The following is a 20,994-nucleotide window of genomic DNA, read 5'->3' on the forward strand; positions in this document are numbered from 1 at the left end:
ACGCTTGAAAGCGCGTTTTTTCCCGCAGGCTCGGTCCGAGTCCAAAAGACCTCGCTTATTTCTCCTGGTTCCTCCACGGGTTGTAGATTTCAACGAATCACGACCAGCCGCAAAAATCAAACGCCTGTCTCACCCAATCGCTCTGCTAACATTCTTCCTCCACAAATTGGACGAGCTGCTTAAACAGGCTGATCGCCTCCGCAATTTCCAGACGGTAGTAAATCTCTGTCCCTTTCTTCTTAGCCTGAAGCAATCCAGCCTGCCGCAAAATTTTCAAATGATGGGAAACTGTCGGTCTGGACATGGGGATATGCTCGGCGATTTGAGAGACGTTCAAACTCTCCTTGTCAATCAGCAGAGCGACAATTTGCTGGCGAACCGGATCTCCTAGCCCTTGGAAATAAGGGCTCAATTGCATGAAAATTTGAATGGCCTTTTCGTTACAGGTTGGATGACTCATAGCCACACTCCGTTAATAAACTTAATCATTTGAACGTAGTATAAAGCTTCTTCCTTTTTTTTTGCAACACGAAAAAAAGCTGATTTTTCAAAGGAAAATCGCTCTGTCCCTCTCATGGGATAGATGTAATTGTAAAGAAAAACAGGTAATAGTAAGGGGGGTACAAAAAATTGAAGGAAGGTGCTTTGGTCATGAAGCAATGGTATGGGAGTACAGCCTCCCGAGAAACAAAGGGGAAAATCAGAAAAGTATTCAGTTTATGCGTTTTGGCGCTGGCGCTGCTCTTTTTCATCCCGAACACGGGGCTGGCAGTAGGAAAAGGGGCCCAAGGACCAGACGTCTATGTGATCCAAGGGATGTTGAAATCATTAGGTAGCTATTCGGGTCAAATCAATGGATACTACGACGATGTCACGGTGAGTGGTGTCAAGCATTTTCAGAAAAAGCACGGCTTGCCCGCAACAGGTTCTGTGGACAAGCGCACCATGCAACGGATGGTTTACGCCTATGACCGCGTAGTCTCAAATCCGCATCGCGGAAGCGGCGGCAAAGGCATCGGTGGCGGAGCAGGCCAAGGCGGCGGCAAAGGCATCGGTGGCGGAGCAGGCCAAGGCGGCGGCAAAGGCATCGGTGGCGGAGCAGGTCAAGGCGGCGGCAAAGGCATCGGTGGCGGAGCAGGTCAAGGTGGCGGAGCAGGTCAAGGTGGCGGAGCGGGCCAAGGCGGCGGAGCAGGCCAAGGCGGCGGAGCGGGCCAAGGTGGCGGAGCGGGCCAAGGTGGCGGAGCGGGCCAAGGCGGCGGAGCGGGCCAAGGTGGCGGAGCGGGCCAAGGTGGCGGAGCAGGCCAAGGTGGCGGTTTCGGCGGTGGTGCTGGTGAAGGCGGCGGAGCAGGCCAAGGTGGCGGAGTCGGCGAAGGAGAAGGTCGCGGCAAAGGCTACGGCGGCGGAGCTGGTGAGGGCGAAGGCCGCGGTAAAGGCATTGGCGGCGAAACTGGCGAAGGAGAAGGCCGCGGCAAAGGCATCGGCGGTGAAGCTGAAGAAGAGGAAGGCGGCAAAGGAACCGGCAACGGCGGCGGCACCGGAGAAGGCGGCAAAGGAAATGGCAACGGCGGCGGCACCGGAGAAGGTGGCAAAGGAAATGGCAACGGCGGCGGCACCGGAGAAGGTGGCAAAGGTAACGGCAACGGTGGCGGCACTGGAGAAGGCGGCAAAGGAAATGGCAATGGAGGCGGTAACGGAAACGGCTCCGGTAATGGAACTGGCAAAGACAACGGCAAAGATGCCGGGGACAATGAAGGAACCGGAAAGGACTAAGCCTGACTTGTCAACCAAAAACGCTTCGTTTCTCTCGCAGAGACGAAGCGTTTTTTTTTGCTTTCCGCCAATTCCAGCGACCCAAATCTTTCGAAAAACAGTTCCAAAGAAACAGCCGTCCGTTTCTTTCGGCCTCTGCTCATTTCCGACTTTCCATATTCTGATTGCAGGACGTTTGCATTATAATAAAGACGTCTACGCTCCTTTTTTTGGATAGGATGAAAGGCTTTTTACCTAGCATGAAAGTCATGCCAACGCAAGCTGCACATACATAAAAACGAAGTAAATGATGGCAGAGGATGAAGTACATGGCGAAAATAGAGATCATAAAAAGCATGCTGAGCGAGGACGAGGAAAATGCCCATGGATGGCTTCTGTTGGGGTTGGAGCATGCGGAGCAGGGGGATCGCACGGCAGCATTGCAGGCTTTTACGAAAGCTCTCACGTATGGAAACGAGAAGATAACAGGCAAAATTGCGGCAGAATTGCATAAGCTGCAAGGAGAATCCACGTTTTTTCCAGCGGAAAAAGGGAGCGAGTTTTGGCAACCCTCTACATACGGTTCGACGCCCGCTGTGCGGAATCAGGGGATGGAGACGAGCGATGGGCGTGAAACTGCGAAACACGCGGAGCGATTCGATAGCACGATCCGCTATCACTCGGTTGGCGGCTTGCATCCTATCAAAGCGGCGATTCACGATACGCTTTTCGCTCCCACCGGGCAGTTGGAGCGGCAGGCTGAATTTGTCCGGCAAAAGGGCGTGCTGCTTTACGGCCCACCAGGGTGCGGCAAGTCGTTGCTCGCCAAAGCGACGGCCGGGGAGTACGGCGCTCACTTTCTGCGATTGCCTGCAACACAGAGAGGAGAGGCTGTATTGGACAGGGCTGGTTCCGCTGCGTCTTCTCTCTTATGGCCTGCTGCTTCAAGAGAATCGACGCTTCTCGCTTTTTGGGACGAGCTGGATGGGACGCATTGCCAGCCGGGCGTTTTTTCCAACTATAGCAGCCCCCAGCCTGTTGAAAAGTGGCTTTCGCAGCTAGCAGAGCTGGGGAGCAGGCTGCTCATTTTGGGAGCGACAAATGTGCCATGGGAAATCGACCCCGCTTGGATGCGGGAAAGCGGCTTTGCGCACCTGCTTTTTGTCGGGCCACCTGACCGGGCCGCGCGAGAAGATATTTTTCGCCTGAAGTTGAAAGGCCGCCCCGCTGAGCCGCTTGATTACTCGCAACTGGCGGGATGGACCGAGTTTTATTCGGGAGCGGATATTGAATACGTGGTGGAGCTTGCGACCGAGCAAGTTTTGCATGACGTCTGGACAAAAGGCATCGAAAGACCGATCCAAATGAGCGACCTGCGCGAGTCGATCGCGGCTACTCGACCGACGACAATCGAGTGGCTCAGGACAATCAAGGAGCAGTTGCCAACGATCAACACAGATGGCGATTATGCGGCTGTGGAACAATATCTCGCTATGCATCGGCGCATTTAAACAAGGAGGACCGCATTCACGAAAAGCGAGTGAGGCGGTGCTCCTTTTTTGCGGAATAGAAAGAATATTGACGCAACGTCTGTCTTTCTATAATCTGAGGGTAATCGAGCAGATCCAGCAAATAATGGGAGGAATCGACATGAAGCTGTACGACATATCTCGCCCGCTAACGGCAGCTACGCCGACCTGGCCAGGTGATACCGCTTATCGTTATACCGTAAACTGGCCGAAGGCAGAGAGCGGCTCTGTCAATGTAGGAAAGCTCGTGATGAGCATCCATACGGGGACACATGTAGATGCTCCTTTTCATTTTGACGATGCGGGCAAAAAGACGCTTGAATTGCCGCTCGATCTGTATGTGGGAGCGGCGCGAGTCGTAGATGTGTCGGGACGCGCGAGCATTGGCGCTGACGATTTGGCGGGAGTCGATCTGTCAGGCGTGACGCGTTTGCTGCTGAAAACGTTGTCGTGGTCCGACCCCGAGCAGTTTCCCGCAGAGATATGCTACCTTCGCCCTGATTTGCCGCCGTATTTGGCCGAGAGAGGCATCCGGCTGCTCGGCGTGGATGTGCCTTCTGTCGACCCGCTGGCCAGCAAGGAGCTGCCCGCTCATCACGGCTTGCACCAGCATGGCATCTATATTTTGGAAGGACTTTTGCTGGACGCGATCGAGCCTGGCGACTACGAGCTGATTGCCCTGCCGCTCGCCCTGGCCGATGCCGATGGCAGCCCGGTCCGCGCCATCCTCCGCCGCTAAAGCGAAGACAGACGAAAAACCGTCTATACCGGGAAGCGGCATGCACGGTTCTTCTGTGCCTTTATCTCAACTTACGCCCTACTTGATTTGCAAAAGAGGGGAAGTTTTCTCGATGACATCCCAGTTCATGCCGCGCGCCTTCAGCCGCTCCAAAAACGGGATCGGGTCGATCAGCTCGGGTGGGATGCAGCCTGTTATGGTAAGCAGCCCCTCTGCCATCATGTCTACGGCAACGACAGGCGGGATGCCGGTTTGCCAGATCGTTGCCTGAAACTCGGTTTTTTGGAAAACCTCGTCATGATTGGCGATCGTGTAGACGTAAACTTCTTTTCGCTTGTTATCCTTTCTGCCTTTGACGAGCGCGCCGACACTCGAATAGCCGTGAATTTTTCCGGCGAGGTCAACGGGCTTCGGCATGGTCGTGACGACGACGTCGCGCGGGGCGACGCGCACCCCTTTTACTTCAATTTCCTCGTCGCTGTCCAGCCCCAAATAGCGCAATACTTTCAACGTATTGACAAACTCCGGGTGCAGGGCGTACTTGAAGTCGACGTATTTGCAGCCTTTTGCTCGCCCAATCGTCTCGCCGAGCGTGGTTGCTTCTTCATGCTCCACGTTGTAGCAGTCCAGCCAGCCGATCGGCTCTGGAAATTCAAATTCTTCCTTGTTGGCAAAAGGGGTAGGAAAGTACTGCTCGCCTTTGGAGGCGGTCCAGTAGTTCGGCTTCGCGAGGCATTCCTGAATGGCTGTCTGCGGGCTGAAATACGAGCAAAAGCCGTCGTAATCGACGACAGAATTATCTCCGTCCCGAATCAAGATCGCGTCCACTTCATCGAGCGCATCGACGGCGTAACGCGCAGCGATGTTGGAAAAACCGGGATCGCAGCCAAGTCCCATAATCCCCAAAATTCCCGCTTTCCGAAAACGGTCGTTCCAGGAAAGCTGCTTTTGCAGCCATTGCGGACCGCAGGAAGCTGTGTCAATATAGTGCGTTCTTGTGTGCAGACAAGCCTCCATGACAGCGAGGTTGTTTTCTGGCAAGCCAATATGCAATAAAAGGTCAATGTCGCCCAAAATGGATCGTACGCTGGATACGTCACGGGCATCCACGCGTTTTACCTGGATATCGACATCCGTCTCCCGGCGCAGCTCCTGAGCCAGCTCTGCCGCAGGGCCGATGGAGATGTCAGCCAGGACCAGCTTGGTTACAAACCGGGATTTGATAAGCTCACACGCGCTTACTTGTCCGACTCCGCCTACTCCTAAGATTGCGACTCGCATAGAGTCCTCCTCCCTGGTGACAAATCTGCTATCTTCGCATTCGGAACAGCCATTTTTGCAAAAATAACGAAACAGACGAGGGGCGATTCACTCCCGCCATTACATCATCAATGGGCTCGCGGGGACGCAAGCAAAGCATCATGGGAAACCTCCCACTATAAATTAATGTTTTCTCGCGTTTGCTCACTCATTCTTAGATTTTCAACCATCAACATTCCAGAGAAGTGGGCGAAGCATGTAATTATGGAATATTTTTCTGGATGAGCCGGTGGCGGGAATAAAGATTCGAATCTTTTTTCCAATCTATTGGTAAATCGTATGACCGCACATTTGGATATCCACTCCATTCCCCTGACGGCTTACCCTCCCATGTCACGCTGGGTCTTCGCCCTTACATTCCTTCGTTCTGCCTCTCAAGGTGTGGACGCCGCTTCTTGCTCCTTTACTGGGTCGTTGCCCTTACGGAATAGATCCTGCGGCTGCTCCGTGCTTCTGTTGTCATTGGTTTACTTCCAAGCTCTTGTGAGAAACGAGAATTATCGTTTGAATTTAAGCTACCATCTGTATTTGGGACTGGCGTACAGGTCCTAATACGTCGGACGCATTGTACGGAATGCACTTCGTGCCTAGTGTGTACAGTACGCGAATGAGCTTCCCGCAGAGTGCCACTATAGACTGCTTCTTCTTGAGCGGATTATGACTTCGCTTCGTAAAGTAATGGTGCAACGCCTTGAATTCGGCGTTTTTGGCGACCATCGGCATCATCGCCCGAAATAGCAAGGCTCTTAGTCGGGATCGTCCACGCTTGGTAATCGTGGACTTGCCCTTCTTCTTGCCGGAACTGTTCTCTTTGAGGTTAAATCCAGCAAGACGGATGATCTGCTGCCCATGGTCATAACCGCTAAGATCACCAACTTCAGCCAAGAAGCCCGCCAGCGTAACAACGCCGATTCCTGGTACTGTCAGCATTTCATTTGTACCTGGAATTTGTGCAAGCAATGCTTCCACTTGCGCCATGATTTCTTCAAGTTGCCTTGAGAATAGTTCATATTGTTCCAGTAAGGCCTTGAGCTCGATTTTCGCCGCCGTCAGCCCTTCGGTAAGTCCAATTGAGTTTGTGGCAGCTTGTAGGAGTTGCGCTGCACGTTTGGAGCCAACCGCTCGCTTCACGTCTTCCTTCCATCGGTTCACGATTGTACTCGCGCCAAGCGATACAATCTCCTGTGGCGTCGGAAATTCACGAAGCGTGATGAGCGAGGCCTTTCCTTCCCAATCTTTAAACACAAGGCTGTACTCCGGAAAGAAGCGATCAAGCCAGTTCTGGATACGCCGTTGGACTTGACCGAAGTTCACCATCACCTTCTCTCGAAGGTTCATGAGAATACGAAGATCGGCATAAACGCTCGTAGGCAATTTGGGCTCGCTGTACTTGCCATTGCGAACTAAATCAGCGATTAACCTAGCATCCTTGTAATCATTCTTCGTCGGTGAATTGTCTTCAAGTTCTTTGCTTTTATTGACGTGATGAGGATTCACGATAACGACTTTGATGTTTTCTCGATGCAGAAATTCGGCCAGTGGAAACCAGTAGTGTCCGGTTGGCTCAATGCCCAAGATGATATCCGTCTTGGCGTATTGCCGCTGAAGCTCCTTCATCCACGAAACGAGTTTCGTCAGGCCAGAATGGTCATTGCCGAACACACAGTCCTTACCAATCTCGATTCCGCGGAAATCGACAGCTCTGGCAACATGCGTTTTCTTGGCAATATCTGCACCGACAACAAGGGTTAATTCGGTAATTTGTTGAATACGTTGATTCTGCTTTTTCGATTGCTTATACTTCATTGTGGAGTACCTCCTGTACGGGTAATTGTTCTTTGGACGGAACGTTTCCCAGTTTACAGAAGGTGCTTTTTTTATTCAAACCCCAAATTCATTCATTACAGGAATGGCTCCTTTTAGGTGCTGGGATGTTCACCTGCCATGCAAGATAGCAAGGTGGATAGTACATGTATATGAACCGTTCCTCACGTCCCATGCGCGACAGCGTGCGATCAAAAACAATTCTTTGCAGGTGTTTTGCTTGATAAAGTGGCCGTTTTCTCTAATAATAACGGTGTGTACCTACGATGCATTCAGCATGGCAAGCGTACGGAAGGAAGGAAACGCATATGGAACCGATGAGCTTTGTCCTTTTTGGTGCTACAGGAGATTTGGCGAAACGCAAAATTTTTCCGGCGTTGTTTAATTTATATGTCGATAAAAAGCTGCCTGCTGCCTTTTCCATTGTCGGAGTGGGCAGGAGAGCATGGTCTGATACGGCGTTTATCCAAAGTGTAGAGCAGTCCATCCGGGAGTTTTCCCGTCGCCACGAGATCGACCAGGCGGTGCTTGCACCATTTTTGGCGGCGTTCTCGTATGTGGCAGTCGATGTGACGGATGCTGCGGGATACGCGTCGTTGCTTGAGCGGGTGGAGCAGCGGGAAAAGGAGTTCAACCTCCCGCAAAACCGGATGTTTTATTTGTCGGTGGCGCCCGAGTATTTTGAAGTGATTGCGGCCAACATCCAGGAGAGCGGACTCGGCTCTCCACAGGGCTGGAAGCGCCTGATTATCGAAAAGCCGTTTGGGCGCGACCTGCAATCGGCCGAAGACTTGAATCAGAAGCTGACGAAAGCTTTTACCGAAGAAGAAATTTACCGCATCGATCATTATTTGGGCAAGGCCATGGTGCAAAATCTGGAGGCGCTGGAGTTCGCCAACCCTGTGTTTGCCGCGCTGTGGAACAATCGGCACATCGCAAACGTGCAGATTACAGCCAGCGAGACGGTCGGAGTGGAAGAAAGGGCAGGCTTTTACGAGCAGGCCGGAGCACTCCGCGACATGGTGCAAAACCACATGCTGCAAATGCTGATGATGGTCGCCATGCACATCCCCAAGCGGATTACGGCAACCGATATTCGGGCACAAAAGCGCAAGGTGATGGAGGCAGTGCGGCCGCTGAAAATAGAAGAGGTGGCGCAAAACGTCGTGCGCGCCCAGTACAGTGCCGGGCAAATCGGGGAGACGCCTGTTGTTGGCTACCGGGACGAGCCGGGGGTATCGCCTGCGTCCATGACGGAAACGTATATCGCAGCGCGCGTTTGGATCGACGACCCGTTTTGGAGCGGTGTGCCTTTTTACATTCGCACAGGAAAGCGGCTGAAGGAAAAAGCGACCCGCATCGTCATCGAATTCAAAAACCCTTTGGAGCGGCTGTACCGGGAGCAGCAAGAAAAGACATTGCCCAACCTGCTCATCATCAACGTCCATCCCGAAGAAGGAATCGCCTTGCAGTTGAATAGTAAGAATCCGGCCAATAGCGGAAAAATTGAGCCTGTCACGGTTGACTTCAGCGCAGGCCACCAGGACGTGCCAGAGGCGTACGAACGACTGCTGTTCGATGCGCTGCGCGGCGATTCCACTTACTTCGCCCACTGGAACGAAGTGCGGCTGTCGTGGAAATGGGTGGAGCCGATCCTTGCCGCCTTCGAACGCAATCTCGTTCCGCTCGTCTCGTATGAGGCAGGTTCACACGGTCCGGAGGCCGCGCGTGATTTGCTTCGGGAAGAAGGATTTTCCTGGTGGCTAGATCATGTAGAAGAACGTGAGCTGGAGCCAGTGCATCGGTAGTGTGTGCAGAGGGAGTGTCGGGCGCACGAGCGAAAAGGCTACGTGCCCAACCCGGCCCCTTCGACCAGCCAGCGAAAAACTGCCTGCAAATCCCACGACTTTCGGCCAATCAGCCCAAAAACAAGGGGGAAGCGATTCATGCGATTTGGCGTAATCGGTACCAACTGGATTACAGAAGAGTTCATCCAGGCAGGCCATACGGTAGAGGGCTTTTCCCTGCAAGCTGTTTGCTCGCGAACGCTCGAGCGCGCCAAGGAATTTGCGGCCAAGTTCGCGGCTCCTTTTTTCTACACGAATCCCGCAGAGATGGCGGCGAGCGGACAAATCGACGCCGTCTACATTGCCAGCCCCAATTGCTTTCATGCCGAGCAGGCCATCCTGTGCATGAGCTTGGGGCTGCACGTCTTGTGCGAAAAGCCGCTCGCCTCGAATGCGGACGAAGTAGAGGCGATGCTTGCGGCGGCGAAAAAGCATGATGTTCTGCTCATGGAAGCGGTCAAATCGACCCTCGTGCCGAACTTTTTTACGATTCAGGACCATTTGCCCAAGCTGGGGAAAATTCGCCGCTTCATCGCCAGCAATTGCCAGTATTCCTCCCGCTACGATGCGTATCGCGCGGGCGAGGTGCTGCGGGCTTTTGACCCGGCTTACTCCAACGGAGCCTTGATGGATATCGGGATTTACTGTCTCTATCCGGCAATCGTTCTGTTTGGCAAGCCGGAGCAGGTCAAGGCAGAAGGAGTTGTGCTGGCGTCAGGGGTAGACGGAGAAGGCAGCATTCTTTTGAAGTACGAAGAGATGGACGCCATCCTCAGCTTTTCCAAGATTACCACCTCCTATCAGCCAGCGGAAATCCAGGGGGAGGACGCCACGATGGTGATCGATAAAATCAATCACCTGACGCGCATCGAGATTCGCTACCGAGACGGCAGGATCGGGGATGTGACCAGGCCCCAGACGCCGAAGGCGATGCACTACGAAATCAGGGAGTTTATCCGGCTGGCTTCGGCGGGCGCCAGAGAGTCGGCGACCAATTCACATGCAGCCTCCCGATTGACGATGGAAGTCATGGACGAAGCGAGAAGGCAAATCGGCGTCGTCTTCCCGGCCGATTTGCGGCGCGGAAGCAAGCATCCGGAGACAGGGAAGAACGAACAAAACAGGGAGGCGAAACGCGATGAAAATGTTTGATGTGACCGCACCTATTTTTGAAGGGATGACGGTGTACAAAAACAAGCCGGAAAAGCAGCCGAAGATTTTGTCTGCAACAAACGGCTACGTGACCGAGTCGAGAATCGACATGGATGTGCATTCTGGCACACATGTGGACGCGCCGCTGCACATGGTGAAGGACGGGGAGACGTTTGAAAGCATTTCGCTGGAAAAGCTGGTAGGAAACTGCCGCGTACTCGACCTGACGCATGTGGAAGACAAGATCGGGCGAGCCGAGCTGGAAGGTTACGACATTGCGTCGGGAGAGTTTGTCCTGTTTCAAACGAAAAATTCGTGGGAGGATGCTTTTTCGTTCGAGTTCGTCTATTTGGCACAAGACGGCGCAGCGTATTTGGCGGAAAAAGGCGTGCGCGGTGTCGGCACGGATGCATTGGGGATTGAGCGCAGCCAGGAAGGACACCCAACCCACAAAACGTTGTTTGGCGCAGGCGTGATCGTGATTGAGGGCTTGCGGCTTCGCGAGGTGCCCGCAGGAAAATACTTCATGGTTGCTGCCCCGTTAAAGCTGGTCGGCACAGACGCTGCTCCGGCAAGGGTGCTGTTGTTTGAGGGCTGGCAGGGATGAAGGTAAATAAAGCGTTCGCAGGGGGGAGCTGCGGGTTCGGGTACGGGTTCGGGCACGGATACGTATGCCCAACTGCTTTGCGCGACAGAGGGTCTGGCTTGCTATCCCTTTAAAACGGCCGTGATGTTACCACAGAGCATCTGAAAACCGGATGCTCCAAGAAAAGGCCAGACAGCAAAGGAATGACCGTTCCCAAAATCAAAGGAGGCGAAAAGCATGCCAAGTCGACCAAATCGCGAGGAATACGGGGAGTATTTTGCCTACTATGTCGAGCAAGTGCCAGAAGGCGAGTTGACAGCCGTACTGGCGAAGCAACTGGCGCAGACCGTCGAGATGTATGCCGGGCTTACCGAGGCGCAAGCGGAGTATCGCTACGCGCCGGGCAAATGGACCGTAAAAGAAGTGTTGGGGCATCTGATCGATACGGAGCGGATTATGAGCTACCGCTTGCTGCGAATTGCCCGGGGAGATCAGACACCGCTCGTCGGATTTGACGAAAATGCGTATGTTGCGCAAGCTTTTTTTCAGAAACGCGACCTGGCCGATTTGCTCGAAGAATATCAGGCTGTTCGGCAGTCGACGCGCGCTCTGTTGCGGGGAGTGGCAGAGGAGGCGTGGACGCGAACAGGGACGGCCAACGGCAACAAACTGTCCGCACGCACTTTGGCCTATGTCATTGCCGGGCATGAGGCCCATCACTGTCGCATATTGCGGGAAAGGTATTCACTGTAGACGGTATGCAAAAGCGAACCGCGTTGATTTGATTCGTCCCTTTCGCTTGTTTATTCTACCATTTTTCAGGAAAAGTAGAATAGAATGGTAGTAACGATTTGCAAAATTGCATACGGGGGAACAGGTTCCTTGCGGCGATTCGCTGCTAAGGATAATAGGGAAGCTCGGTGCAAATCCGACACGGTCCCGCCACTGTAAGAGGGGAGTTTCGCGCACACAGGCCACTTGTCCAGCCGCTGGACAGGGAAGGCAGCGCCAGACGATGATCCCGAAGTCAGGAGACCTGCCTGTTTCAACAACACTGATGGACCTACGGGAGATAGGGAGGTGTTAGAGGACTCGCCATACTGGCAAACGGACAAGGATGTCTATTGCTTGCCTGCGCATTTTCTAACGATCGGATCTTTTTTCGATCAGTAGAAAATGCGTTTTTTGTTTTGGGGAGAGGAAATCGGCGCTGATTGACCGTGAGCAACTCAAAGGAGGGAGCAGCATGGTTCAGCTTTTCATCTGTCAATGGTGCGGTTATGTCGAAGAACGAGAGCTGTCGGGGGAAAGCGAGGAAGGGCTGGTCCGTTGCGTTTGCTGCAGTACGGAGGAAGTCGAAAGCGTTTTTGCCAGGTGAAGGCGACCGTACATTCGGAACGGTTGTCCCGTTTTTGGCCGTATCTGAACCGTTTCTGACCGCATCTAGCCTGGTTAAAAACGAAAAAGAATTTTGTTGACGAATGCTTTGGAATTTCTTAGAATAGGCTCAACAGCAAACAAAGTTCTTATCCAGAGAGGTGGAGGGTCTGGCCCGATGAAGCCCGGCAACCGTTGCGTAGAGCGACAAGGTGCCAATTCCTGCGGGGCGTTTTCGTTCCGAAAGATAAGAAGCGGGTACATCGTAGCAGTTATGACGAACCTTCTTCTTAACGAAGAAGGTTTTTTGATGTTTCCGCTCAACAAAGGCTTTCTTTTCCAATAAGCTTTTCGCTTGGCCGCTTTCTCGACGAGAAAGAGCAAAAATTCATAGTTTTCTTTATCCAGAGAGGCGGAGGGACTGGCCCGATGAAGCCCGGCAACCGTTACACAGCTTGTGACAAGGTGCCAATTCCTGCAGGGCGGAAGCGTCCTGGGAGATAAGGAGAAGGATTTCGTTGATGCCAAAACCTTCTTCTTAGCGGGAAGGTTTTTTCTTTTTACGAAAATATTGCTATGAGGTGGTAGAAATGAGCGCAGGTGTAGTCAAGGTAGGGCTGCTTGGATTGGGAACAGTAGGGGGCGGCGTCATCAAGACGATTCGTTCGCAGCAGGAGAAGCTGGCTGCGAGATTGGGCAAGCGAATCGAAATTGTCAAAGCATTGGTCCGCGATTCGGAAAAAGAACGGGCCGTTCAGGTAGATCCCGCGCTTTTGACCACGGATTTTGAGGACGTGTTGAAAAGCGATGTGGACATTGTCGTCGAGGTGATGGGGGGCGTCGAGCCGACGTATGACTACGTCCGTGCCTTGATCGAAAAAGGCTGCCACGTGGTGACGGCGAACAAGGAGCTGCTTGCCAAACGTGGCACAGAGTTGGTCGATCTGGCAAACCGGCATCAGGTCCATCTGGCCTATGAGGCGAGCGTGGCAGGCGGCATCCCGATTTTGAGCGTGCTGCGACAGTTTTTGCGCACGAACGATATTCAAGGAGTGCGCGGCATTCTCAACGGTACGACGAACTTCATCCTGACGAAAATGGAAGCGGAGCAGCTTCCCTATCAGGAAGTGTTGAAGCAAGCGCAGGAGCTGGGGTATGCGGAAGCCGATCCGCGCTCTGACGTGGAAGGATTCGACGCGATGTACAAACTGTACATTCTCGCGCAGCTTGTGTACGGAGAATCGCTGCCGCTTGCAAATGTCGTGCGCAAAGGGATTGCCGATTTGTCTCCTGGTCACATCCGTATCGCAAACGAGCTGGGCTACCGGATCAAGCTGATTGCCCAGGCGCACAAAACAGAGCAAGGAATCCGGCTCTCGGTTCAGCCGACCATGCTGCCTGTCGCTCATCCGCTGGCGCAAATTCAGGATGCTTTCAACGCTGTTCAGCTTTCCGGAAACATCGTAGGCGATCTGCTGTTTACGGGCAGAGGCGCAGGCGAGCTGCCGACGGCAAGCGCCGTTGTCGAGGATTTGGCTTATTTGTTGACGCAGCCGTTTACCCCGCATCCGGCCTGGAAGGAAAAAACGGCCGAAGCGCAGCCGGGTCAATGGCAGGACGAGCGCGTGCTGTGTTATCTCGAAGGCTCGTGTCTCGCTGCGACGCCTGATCGCGTCCTGCATTTCTTGCGCGAGGCGGGCGTGACGGTGACGAAGCTGAAAGTCCAATTCGATCTGGGCGGAGTATTGCGCGCGGGGTTGATCGTAACAGGGATTCGCGAAGAGCACGAGGAAGTGCTGAAAAGCGATTTTGGCCTGTCCGTCCGCTGCTTCCCGCTGCTGGAAACGGCATAACCCGAAAAAGCGGCGCAAAAGAAAAAACGGGCAGGCAGCAAGGACGAATGCCAGATGGATGGCGTCCTACTGCCTGCCGTTTTTGTCCGAATGCTTGGGGGGATCAGGGGCGGAGCCGTTTTGCTGGTTTCCCGGGAAGACGGCTTTTTCCCATTTGGTCATGAAATAGCCCGAGAGCAGAAAAACGCCAATGGCTGCTACGGTAATGATGGCTCCTGTCATGCTCTCCCTCCTTTTGCTCGTAAAAGCGGTCTTGCTATGGTTTACGAATAAGGCTTGGAGAGGTTTCAGCCAAAAGAACAGGGATGCGCCCGTTTTTTCATGAGCGGCTTCCGGCTGAAGTGGCGAATAGGACGGGGGTTATACTATGCCATGCTAACTTCCCCGCACGCGGCCCTCTGCGTCAATCTGGACGTTTTCCGAGAGCGATTCGATTCGCTTGCGCAAAGCGGCTCCATCTGTGGCGTTCATCGGCACGGCTTGTCCCAGTTCGGCGTGGAACGGAAGCATTGTCAGGTCGCAGGCGGCGTTTTTCGTACAGCTTGCTTGCAGCACCATCGTTTCCCACGTTTTCGGCTCGGTCGAGCGCGTGAAAATGAAGTTGCCCAGGCTGTAGGCGATCCATTTGCCGCGATACTGCTCAAAGCCTTGCAGCACGTGCGGATGGCCGCCGACGATCAGGTCAGCGCCTGCGTCGATGTACGCCTTGGCGAGTTCTTTTTGATGATCGACGGGAAAGTCTTCGCGCTCTTTGCCCCAATGGGCGATCACGACGACGAGATCAGCCTGTGCTTTCGCCTGCTCGATGGCTTGGACGGCCAAGGCGGGGTCGTAGGTTCCCGCCAGTCCCGGCCCGTTTTTTTGCGCGAACCAGCTCACTTCCGGTATGACCCGGCTGAATCCGAGCACGGCGAGCCTGATGCCGTTTTTCTCCACAAAAACAGGCGCGAAGGCGCGGGTGGCATCGACTCCGCCCCCGACATAGGCGATCCGGTGTTCCTCCAGCGCGGCGAACGTATCGAGCAAGCCGTCTACGCCCTGATCCATCGAGTGGTTGTTCGCCAGATTGACCGCGTCGATTCCGGCGGCCTGCATGGCGGGCGCAGCCAAAGGGGACGACTTGTAGACGTACGCTTTGTTGTCGGCGGGAGTCCCTCTCGTCGTAAGCGGCGTCTCCAGGTTGGCGATGGTGTAGTCATCCTGCAAAAAAAGCGAGCGCACATGCGTGAACGGGTAGTCGTAGCCTTTTTCTAGCAAAACGTTTTCCACATTTCCTGCCATCATGACGTCCCCGACAAAGCTGAGCCGGACAGTCGGCTCCGGGGCAGCGACCGGCTCTGGTGCGGGAGTGGCTTTGGGAGCCTCGTGCTTGCCGAGCGCAGTGAAGCCGAGATAAGCGCCTGCCCCGAGGACGGCGAGCAAGCTGAAAAGCAGCGTATTTTTCCCTGCCCGAAGCCACTTTGGTTTTGTCTGTCTTCGCCGGGAGCGTCTCCGGCTGTGATTCGTCTCGTTCATGCTTCTCCTTTCTTCGCTAACGAAAAGCTGCTAAATTTTGCTATGATAAAGGTAATTACGAAAAGAGGCGAAAAAAGATGCAATTATCCTTTGACCATCTGGTTCATTTTGTCCATCGTCCGCCCGCAGAAGCAGCGCGGCTGTTTCGCGAAGCCGGATTTCACGCTGTAACGGGAGGCAGGCACACCCATTGGGGGACATGGAACAGTCTCAGCTATTTTGGCTTGTCGTATGTGGAGTTTTTGGCGGTCGAGGATGCGGCGGTTGCCGGACGATCCGACAATCCGCTCATCGCGCAGTTGGTCGCGGAGCACGAGCTTGGCGAAGGGCTTGGGCAAATCGCCTTGCGCACCAGCGAAATGGATCTGTGGGTGGAGCGATTTCGCGCGCTTGGGCTGAAGCTGACAGGGCCAGTAGACGGCAGCCGTACAAGAGACGACGGAAAAACATTACGCTGGCGCATGCTGTTTGCCGAAGACCCGCAGACTGCGCGAAAGCTGCCGTTTTTGATTGAGTGGCAGGAGACAGACGAGGAGCGCCAGGCAGATTTGACGCAGCGCGGGATCATCGCTCCGCATCCGAACGGAGCCGCCGAGCTTCTGGCTGTCGGCTTCGCTGTCGCGAATTTGGACGCGGCTGCTGCGGACTGGACGCGGTGGTTCGGCTTGCAGGGCGGGGAAGTTTTCACGGATGAGCGACTGGGTGCGCGTTGCTTGTCGCTTGCGCTGCCCGGCGGAAGCATCGTCCTGTGTGAACCGACGCAGCCTGGAGCGGCGCAGCAGGCGTTAGCGGCGAGCGGCGAGCGTCCTTTTTTCGCGAAAATCGGCGCGGCGAATGCATTGCCGCTTCCGCACGACATTTGCGGCGGGATTTATCTCACTTGACGGACAGCAAAAGCAAGAAACCGGAAAAAAGGAGGCAAGCCTTTGACTGTACCTAAGCATTCACTGTCTGCTGCAGCGATCATTGTCAACGAGCGCAAGGAAGTGCTGCTGATAAAAGGCCCGAGGCGCGGCTGGGAGATGCCTGGCGGAAAAGTGGAGGAAGGCGAGTCCATCCGGGCGGCAGCCATCCGGGAGACGAAGGAAGAGTGCGGCTTGGACATCGAAATTACGACGTTTTGCGGCGTGTTTCAAAACGTGAGCAAGTCGATCTGCAATGTGCTGTTTTTAGCGAGGCCGATTGGCGGGAAGCTGATCGCGACGCCCGAGTGTCTGGAAGCCGGGTTTTTCCCGATTGAAGAGGCGCTGCAAAAGGTTACGTGGAGCAACTTCCGGCAGCGAATCGAGCTGTGCTTGCAGGAGGAAAAGCACCCGTTTTACGTGGAGTTTTGAAAGAACACGCAGCTTGGGAAAGCGGCGTGGGCGTGCAGAGACGAATCCACGACTCGGCGCAGGAACGAGTGAAAGAAGCTGTCCGAAAGCGGACGGCTTTTTTGTGTAGCCAATATATGTGCAACATAATAACGTAGTCAGAGTTGTCAGGAAATATTTTGCTTCTTTTTAGGGTAATAAATGTTACGCTTTGAAGTAATTGAATGGTAAAGAGGGAGCGCATGACGGATAACTTGACTCTTAATGTCGCCTTGCTCAGACGCAAGGTTCCCAACCTGACTGCAGCCGCTAAAGAGGCAGGCTTGCGGCCAGCTACGGTGTCCAATTTGTGTACGGGCAAAATTCCTGTCGGCCGGGCAGAGGTTCGCACGTTGGTGAGTCTGGCTGAGCTGGCAGGCTGTCGTCTTGACGATTTGATTATTCGCGGCGGGCAAACGAAAATGCTGGAGACGGGAATCAAGGTGATCGACGTTTTCGCCCCTGTCGTTCGCGGGGGGACGGTCGGGTTGGTGGCAAAGCCAGGGATGGGACAACTGGTCGTGCTGACGGAGTTGTTTTTGCGCCTGAAGCAGACAGGCTTTACCCCTGTTTTCTGGCGCCCGGCTCGGGATGTCGTGGGCATGGAAGAGGTCATTTCAGAAGCGGCAGCCGTATGTGATAGCTGCGAAGAGTGCTTTCAAGCCATTTTGCAAGCAGAAGAACACGGCACAGCCGTACTGGCCGCTGACCGGTCTTACGTGTTATTTGGGGAGCTTGGCAAGTTGCGGGGCATGCTGGCCGAAGCGCGAGTAACAGACTTGACCGTATTTCTGATTGATGTGAGCGGCGTGGCCACGGAAGAGATTGTCCCCTATGGTCCGTTGGATACGCTTTGGCAATTTGATTTTGTCTTGTCCAGCAAGCGCTACTATCCGGCGATTGATCCCGTAGCCTCTACCGCGACTTTGCTGGAAGACGCGCATTTCGAAAACCGTCATTTTACAGTCCAGCAAAAAGCCAAGAAACTGTTGCGCAGATACCGCGAGCTGGCACAATGGCTGGAAGCGAGCGAACAGGCTGCCGTTCCCCCGGAGGAAACGGAGACATTCGTGCGGGGCAGGAGACTGGAGCTGTACTTGACGCAGCCTTTTTACATCGCAGAGCCAGTGACCAAGCTTGCGGGAGTGTGGGTCAACGCCGCTGATTCATTGGAACATGTGTCGCGTATTGTAGAAGGAAAAACGGATGGGCTTGACCCGCAACTGCTTTTTTACATCGGTGGCTTGCCCGATACAGTGCCTACGGGGGAGATGGGGTAACGTGGAGCAAAACGAGCTGTTTGCCAAAAGAATCGTAATGAGGCCAAGCGACGAGAAGACTTCTCTTGTAGAGGTAAAAAAGGATCTCGTGTACAAGACATCCGATCGCGGCGATCTGAAAATGGACGTGTACTATCCAAAAGGGAGTGAGTGCTCCAAAGGGATGCCTGCTGTCATACTCATCCACGGAGACGGACCGTGGCATTTTTTGCAAACGATCAAGGACAGCGGACAATACGTATCGTGGGGACAGCTTCTTGCTGCGAGTGGCCTGATCGCTGTCACGTTTACCCATCGTTCCACGGAGCGGTTTTCCAAGCTTGATGAGGCTGTCCGGGATGTGGAGGACGCTTTGGCGTACATTCGCGAGAGCGGAGAGCAGCTTGGCATCGCGCGCGAGCGACTCGGGATCTGGGTGTGCTCCGCCGGTGGCCCTGTCGGACTTCCGACTGCGCTGCGGAATAAGGCGGGTGACATTCGCTGTGTCGCCGCATTGTACGCGATTATGGATTTGTGGAGCGCGCGGGCTATGCTTCCTGATCTGGATGAGCAAACTTTGCGGGCTGCATCCGCACGGGCTGCTCTGGAGGAAGCCCCTGCAAACCTTCCGCCGCTTCTGGTAGCGAAAGCAGGGGCAGATCGGGCGGACTTGAACACGACGATTGATGACTTCTTTTTGACCGCCTCCAAGCAAAATGTTTCTCTCGATTACTACCTCCATCCCGATGGTCGCCATGCTTTCGATCTCTGGGATGACGATCTGCGGAGCAAGCAGATCATTAACCACACGGTAGCTTTTTTCCAAAATCATTTGCTGGAAGCAAACAGCGGTAGCTAAAAACAACGGTTCGCTTACACCCGGGCTTAACGTTACACATCGATCATGACCAGAGTGTAGCACGCTAACGGTGTTATCTCTTTCATCGCGCATGGCGTCAAAACCATTTTCAGACCAAAAAAGCAACCGCCTCCTCCCCCAAAAGAGGAAGCCGGTTGCTTTTTCGTTTTTCCTACGCCTCATTGCGTGCCAAACGTCTTTTTCGTCAATTGGCGGTACATGTACAGCATCGCGATTCGCCACGGGACGAGCATGCCGAAAGCAAGCAGGAAAAACAGTCCGCCCGTCTGAATCGAGGTGAAGCTGTCGTTTATCACCAGCTTGATAATCACCCGGATGATTAACAGACCGACCAGGATGAAGAAAAAGGCTCGGGAGCGCTTGAGGTAGACGTCTTGGCCGATCACTTCGAAACGCGAAGTCATAATCAACGGAATCGAGAAAAACAACCCCGTGACAAAAGCCGCTACATCGTACATCGGCGGGAGCGCCGCCTCCGGAAAGAAAAACATCGCAAAGCCCGTCGCCATGAAGAAAGGCGGCAAGATAATGCTCTTTGCCGACACAGGCTTTTTTTGCCTGCGCATACGCACAAAGATGAGTGCAGTCGCCATCAGGAGCGGAACCAGAAGGCCGAATGTAGGGGAAGATAATATCTGCATGGAAAAAACGCCTCCAAAGACTTGCCACATATTTTCAACGTTGTTTTTTCTAGTCTAGTGTACACCAAATGGAGGCGCATGGAAAAGCAGGAGACAGGCAAACGGCGCTTTTGCTAGGCGGCCGCCTCGTCGCTTTGACGGACGTCCAGCTTGTGCTTTTTGCTGTAGACGAACGTCAGGATGCCGGACAAGAGCGTCAGCGAGCCGATGAACAGCAAGTAGCCGCTGATCCCGAGCAAATCGAGACCGATTCCGGTAATCCCGAGCGCGAGCAGGAAACAGGTGCGATCCAGCATGCTTTTGAACGAGAAAAACCGTCCTTGCTGGTGGGCGGGCAGCCGCTTCTGAAAGATCGTCGCGATCACCGGGAAAAAGAAGGCGACGACAAAGCCGAACAGGGAAAAAGAGGACAGCACCATCGCCTTATGATCGGCAAACGACATCCCGAATTGCGAGAGGGCAAAGAAAAACAGCATGAGCGTCGAGGCTGCGACCAAGTTTTTGCCGCCGATCCACCGTTTGGCAAGCAGGCCGCCGATTAGGATGCTCGTTCCTTCTACGGCGTAAATCCAGCCCATGAGCTGAGGCGCCTGCTGGAGTTCGCTGAGGTTGAGAATCAACAAATTGATGCCGCCCAAAAACAGCGTAATCAACCCGTTGTTGATAAGCCCGACAAACAGCGCCGGGTCTTTACGGGCAATCGTCAGCACTTCGCGAAACTCCACTTTTTCCTTCAGGTTGCGCGAGGCGACAGGAGGAATGCGCAGGAACAGCGTGACGACGGCGAGAATCGCATACGCAATCATCGAGCAGACGTACAGCATGGACAGCTCCATGGAGACGACGAGGATTCCCCCGAGGGCCGTTCCGCCGATGCGCGACAGCGTGGAAATGTTCAAGTAGGCGCTGTTCGCTTTCAGCAGTTCATCCTTGGTCAAGATGGCAGGCAGGGAGGCTTGCACGGTCGGGAAGTAAAACGCCGCCGACACTTGCATGACGAGCAGCGAGACAATCATCCACAAAATCGAATCGTACGCGAGTGCGGGAAACATAAACACAGGACTCAAGGTTCGAGCCAGGCTGGCACAGAGCATGATTTTTCCTTTGTCGTACATGTCGATGACGACGCCTGCTTTCGGAGCAAGCAAGATGCTTGCGATCAGGCCGGTCATCAAAATCAGCCCCTTCACGGTTTCGGAAGGGATCAGGCTCTGCATGAACGACAAATTGGCAATAATGGAAATCCACATGCCTGCCCCAGCGACGATCTCTCCTGTCATCAGCAGGAGAAAGGTTCGGTTACGCCACAACATGAGAGCCACTCCAAATCTTTTTTAGTTTTTCACAAAAAAATGAACCGATCGATTTTTT

Annotated in this window: 19 protein-coding genes and 3 riboswitches; of the genes, 12 read left to right on the top strand and 7 right to left on the bottom strand. The window is 54.1% G+C overall.

Annotation, left to right across the window (positions count from 1 at the left end; all coding sequences use genetic code 11):
• Nucleotides 1-145: 145 nt before the first annotated feature.
• Nucleotides 146-460 carry an ArsR/SmtB family transcription factor gene (locus tag M655_RS10780; protein WP_007784302.1) on the bottom strand — a complete coding sequence of 105 codons (315 nt, stop codon included), beginning with the start codon at nt 458-460 and terminating at the stop codon, nt 146-148.
• A 191-nt stretch (nt 461-651) separates the two neighbouring features.
• Here M655_RS10780 and M655_RS10785 point away from each other — a divergent pair, with 191 nt between their 5' ends.
• From M655_RS10785 to kynB, 3 genes are all read left to right on the top strand, one after another.
• Complete coding sequence (locus M655_RS10785; protein WP_286086007.1) at nt 652-1,770, top strand: peptidoglycan-binding domain-containing protein; 1,119 nt, start codon at nt 652-654, stop codon at nt 1,768-1,770.
• Between the two features lie 308 nt (nt 1,771-2,078).
• Nucleotides 2,079-3,260 carry an ATP-binding protein gene (locus M655_RS10790; RefSeq protein WP_025844976.1) on the top strand — a complete coding sequence of 394 codons (1,182 nt, stop codon included), beginning with the start codon at nt 2,079-2,081 and terminating at the stop codon, nt 3,258-3,260.
• 139 nt (nt 3,261-3,399) lie between these two features.
• Nucleotides 3,400-4,017: an arylformamidase gene (kynB, locus tag M655_RS10795; protein ID WP_005829717.1), complete on the top strand. Its 618-nt coding sequence runs from the start codon at nt 3,400-3,402 to the stop codon at nt 4,015-4,017.
• Between the two features lie 78 nt (nt 4,018-4,095).
• On the opposite strand, the gene M655_RS10800 is transcribed toward kynB, so the two are convergent.
• Together M655_RS10800 and M655_RS10805 are read right to left on the bottom strand one after the other, a co-directional pair.
• Entirely contained in the window at nt 4,096-5,298 is a 1,203-nt protein-coding gene (locus M655_RS10800) for a saccharopine dehydrogenase family protein (RefSeq protein ID WP_026557371.1), read from the bottom strand.
• 549 nt (nt 5,299-5,847) lie between these two features.
• The gene (locus tag M655_RS10805) at nt 5,848-7,143 is read right to left on the bottom strand and encodes an IS110 family RNA-guided transposase (protein WP_023555147.1); all 1,296 of its coding nucleotides are present in this window, start codon (nt 7,141-7,143) and stop codon (nt 5,848-5,850) included.
• Between the two features lie 326 nt (nt 7,144-7,469).
• Between M655_RS10805 and zwf the strand changes: the two genes are divergently transcribed.
• From zwf to M655_RS10830, 5 genes are all read left to right on the top strand, one after another.
• On the top strand, nt 7,470-8,969 hold the full coding sequence (zwf, locus tag M655_RS10810; RefSeq protein ID WP_005829721.1) for a glucose-6-phosphate dehydrogenase: 1,500 nt from the start codon (nt 7,470-7,472) through the stop codon (nt 8,967-8,969).
• Nucleotides 8,970-9,107: 138 nt separating this feature from the next.
• The gene (locus M655_RS10815) at nt 9,108-10,160 is read left to right on the top strand and encodes a Gfo/Idh/MocA family protein (protein ID WP_026557370.1); all 1,053 of its coding nucleotides are present in this window, start codon (nt 9,108-9,110) and stop codon (nt 10,158-10,160) included.
• Nucleotides 10,147-10,767 (top strand): cyclase family protein, encoded by a 621-nt coding sequence (locus M655_RS10820; RefSeq protein ID WP_005829724.1) that lies wholly within the window; start codon nt 10,147-10,149, stop codon nt 10,765-10,767. Before M655_RS10815 ends, M655_RS10820 begins: the two co-directional genes overlap by 14 nt.
• Nucleotides 10,768-10,983: 216 nt before the next feature.
• Entirely contained in the window at nt 10,984-11,499 is a 516-nt protein-coding gene (locus M655_RS10825; protein WP_005829727.1) for a DinB family protein, read from the top strand.
• A 105-nt stretch (nt 11,500-11,604) separates the two neighbouring features.
• Nucleotides 11,605-11,804: riboswitch (cobalamin riboswitch) on the top strand.
• A 465-nt stretch (nt 11,805-12,269) separates the two neighbouring features.
• Nucleotides 12,270-12,377: riboswitch (SAM riboswitch) on the top strand.
• Between the two features lie 143 nt (nt 12,378-12,520).
• A riboswitch (SAM riboswitch) is annotated at nt 12,521-12,630 on the top strand.
• A gap of 83 nt (nt 12,631-12,713) precedes the next feature.
• Nucleotides 12,714-13,976, top strand: coding sequence for a homoserine dehydrogenase (locus M655_RS10830; RefSeq protein WP_007786304.1), 1,263 nt, complete (start codon nt 12,714-12,716; stop codon nt 13,974-13,976).
• A gap of 66 nt (nt 13,977-14,042) precedes the next feature.
• Here M655_RS10830 and M655_RS10835 read toward each other — a convergent pair whose 3' ends face one another.
• Both M655_RS10835 and M655_RS10840 read right to left on the bottom strand, forming a co-directional pair.
• Nucleotides 14,043-14,198, bottom strand: coding sequence for a hypothetical protein (locus M655_RS10835; protein WP_007786301.1), 156 nt, complete (start codon nt 14,196-14,198; stop codon nt 14,043-14,045).
• A gap of 153 nt (nt 14,199-14,351) precedes the next feature.
• Nucleotides 14,352-15,491: a CapA family protein gene (locus tag M655_RS10840; protein ID WP_005829732.1), complete on the bottom strand. Its 1,140-nt coding sequence runs from the start codon at nt 15,489-15,491 to the stop codon at nt 14,352-14,354.
• A 77-nt stretch (nt 15,492-15,568) separates the two neighbouring features.
• Here M655_RS10840 and M655_RS10845 point away from each other — a divergent pair, with 77 nt between their 5' ends.
• The 4 genes from M655_RS10845 to M655_RS10860 all read left to right on the top strand — a co-directional run bounded on the left by M655_RS10845 (nt 15,569) and on the right by M655_RS10860 (nt 18,961).
• Nucleotides 15,569-16,375, top strand: a complete 807-nt coding sequence (locus M655_RS10845; protein WP_005829734.1) for a VOC family protein — start codon at nt 15,569-15,571, stop codon at nt 16,373-16,375.
• 42 nt (nt 16,376-16,417) lie between these two features.
• The gene (locus tag M655_RS10850) at nt 16,418-16,825 is read left to right on the top strand and encodes an NUDIX hydrolase (protein ID WP_026557369.1); all 408 of its coding nucleotides are present in this window, start codon (nt 16,418-16,420) and stop codon (nt 16,823-16,825) included.
• A gap of 221 nt (nt 16,826-17,046) precedes the next feature.
• The gene (locus M655_RS10855) at nt 17,047-18,123 is read left to right on the top strand and encodes a P-loop NTPase family protein (RefSeq protein ID WP_026557368.1); all 1,077 of its coding nucleotides are present in this window, start codon (nt 17,047-17,049) and stop codon (nt 18,121-18,123) included.
• Nucleotide 18,124: 1 nt separating this feature from the next.
• Nucleotides 18,125-18,961: an alpha/beta hydrolase gene (locus tag M655_RS10860; RefSeq protein WP_026557367.1), complete on the top strand. Its 837-nt coding sequence runs from the start codon at nt 18,125-18,127 to the stop codon at nt 18,959-18,961.
• A 179-nt stretch (nt 18,962-19,140) separates the two neighbouring features.
• On the opposite strand, the gene M655_RS10865 is transcribed toward M655_RS10860, so the two are convergent.
• Together M655_RS10865 and M655_RS10870 are read right to left on the bottom strand one after the other, a co-directional pair.
• Entirely contained in the window at nt 19,141-19,623 is a 483-nt protein-coding gene (locus tag M655_RS10865; RefSeq protein ID WP_005829742.1) for a CcdC family protein, read from the bottom strand.
• Nucleotides 19,624-19,736: 113 nt separating this feature from the next.
• A complete protein-coding gene (locus M655_RS10870) occupies nt 19,737-20,936 on the bottom strand; it encodes an MFS transporter (RefSeq protein ID WP_005829744.1) in 1,200 nt (399 codons plus the stop codon).
• Nucleotides 20,937-20,994 lie beyond the last annotated feature (58 nt).

Source organism: Brevibacillus sp. NSP2.1 (assembly GCF_000470975.2).
GTDB lineage: Bacteria > Bacillota > Bacilli > Brevibacillales > Brevibacillaceae > Brevibacillus > Brevibacillus agri.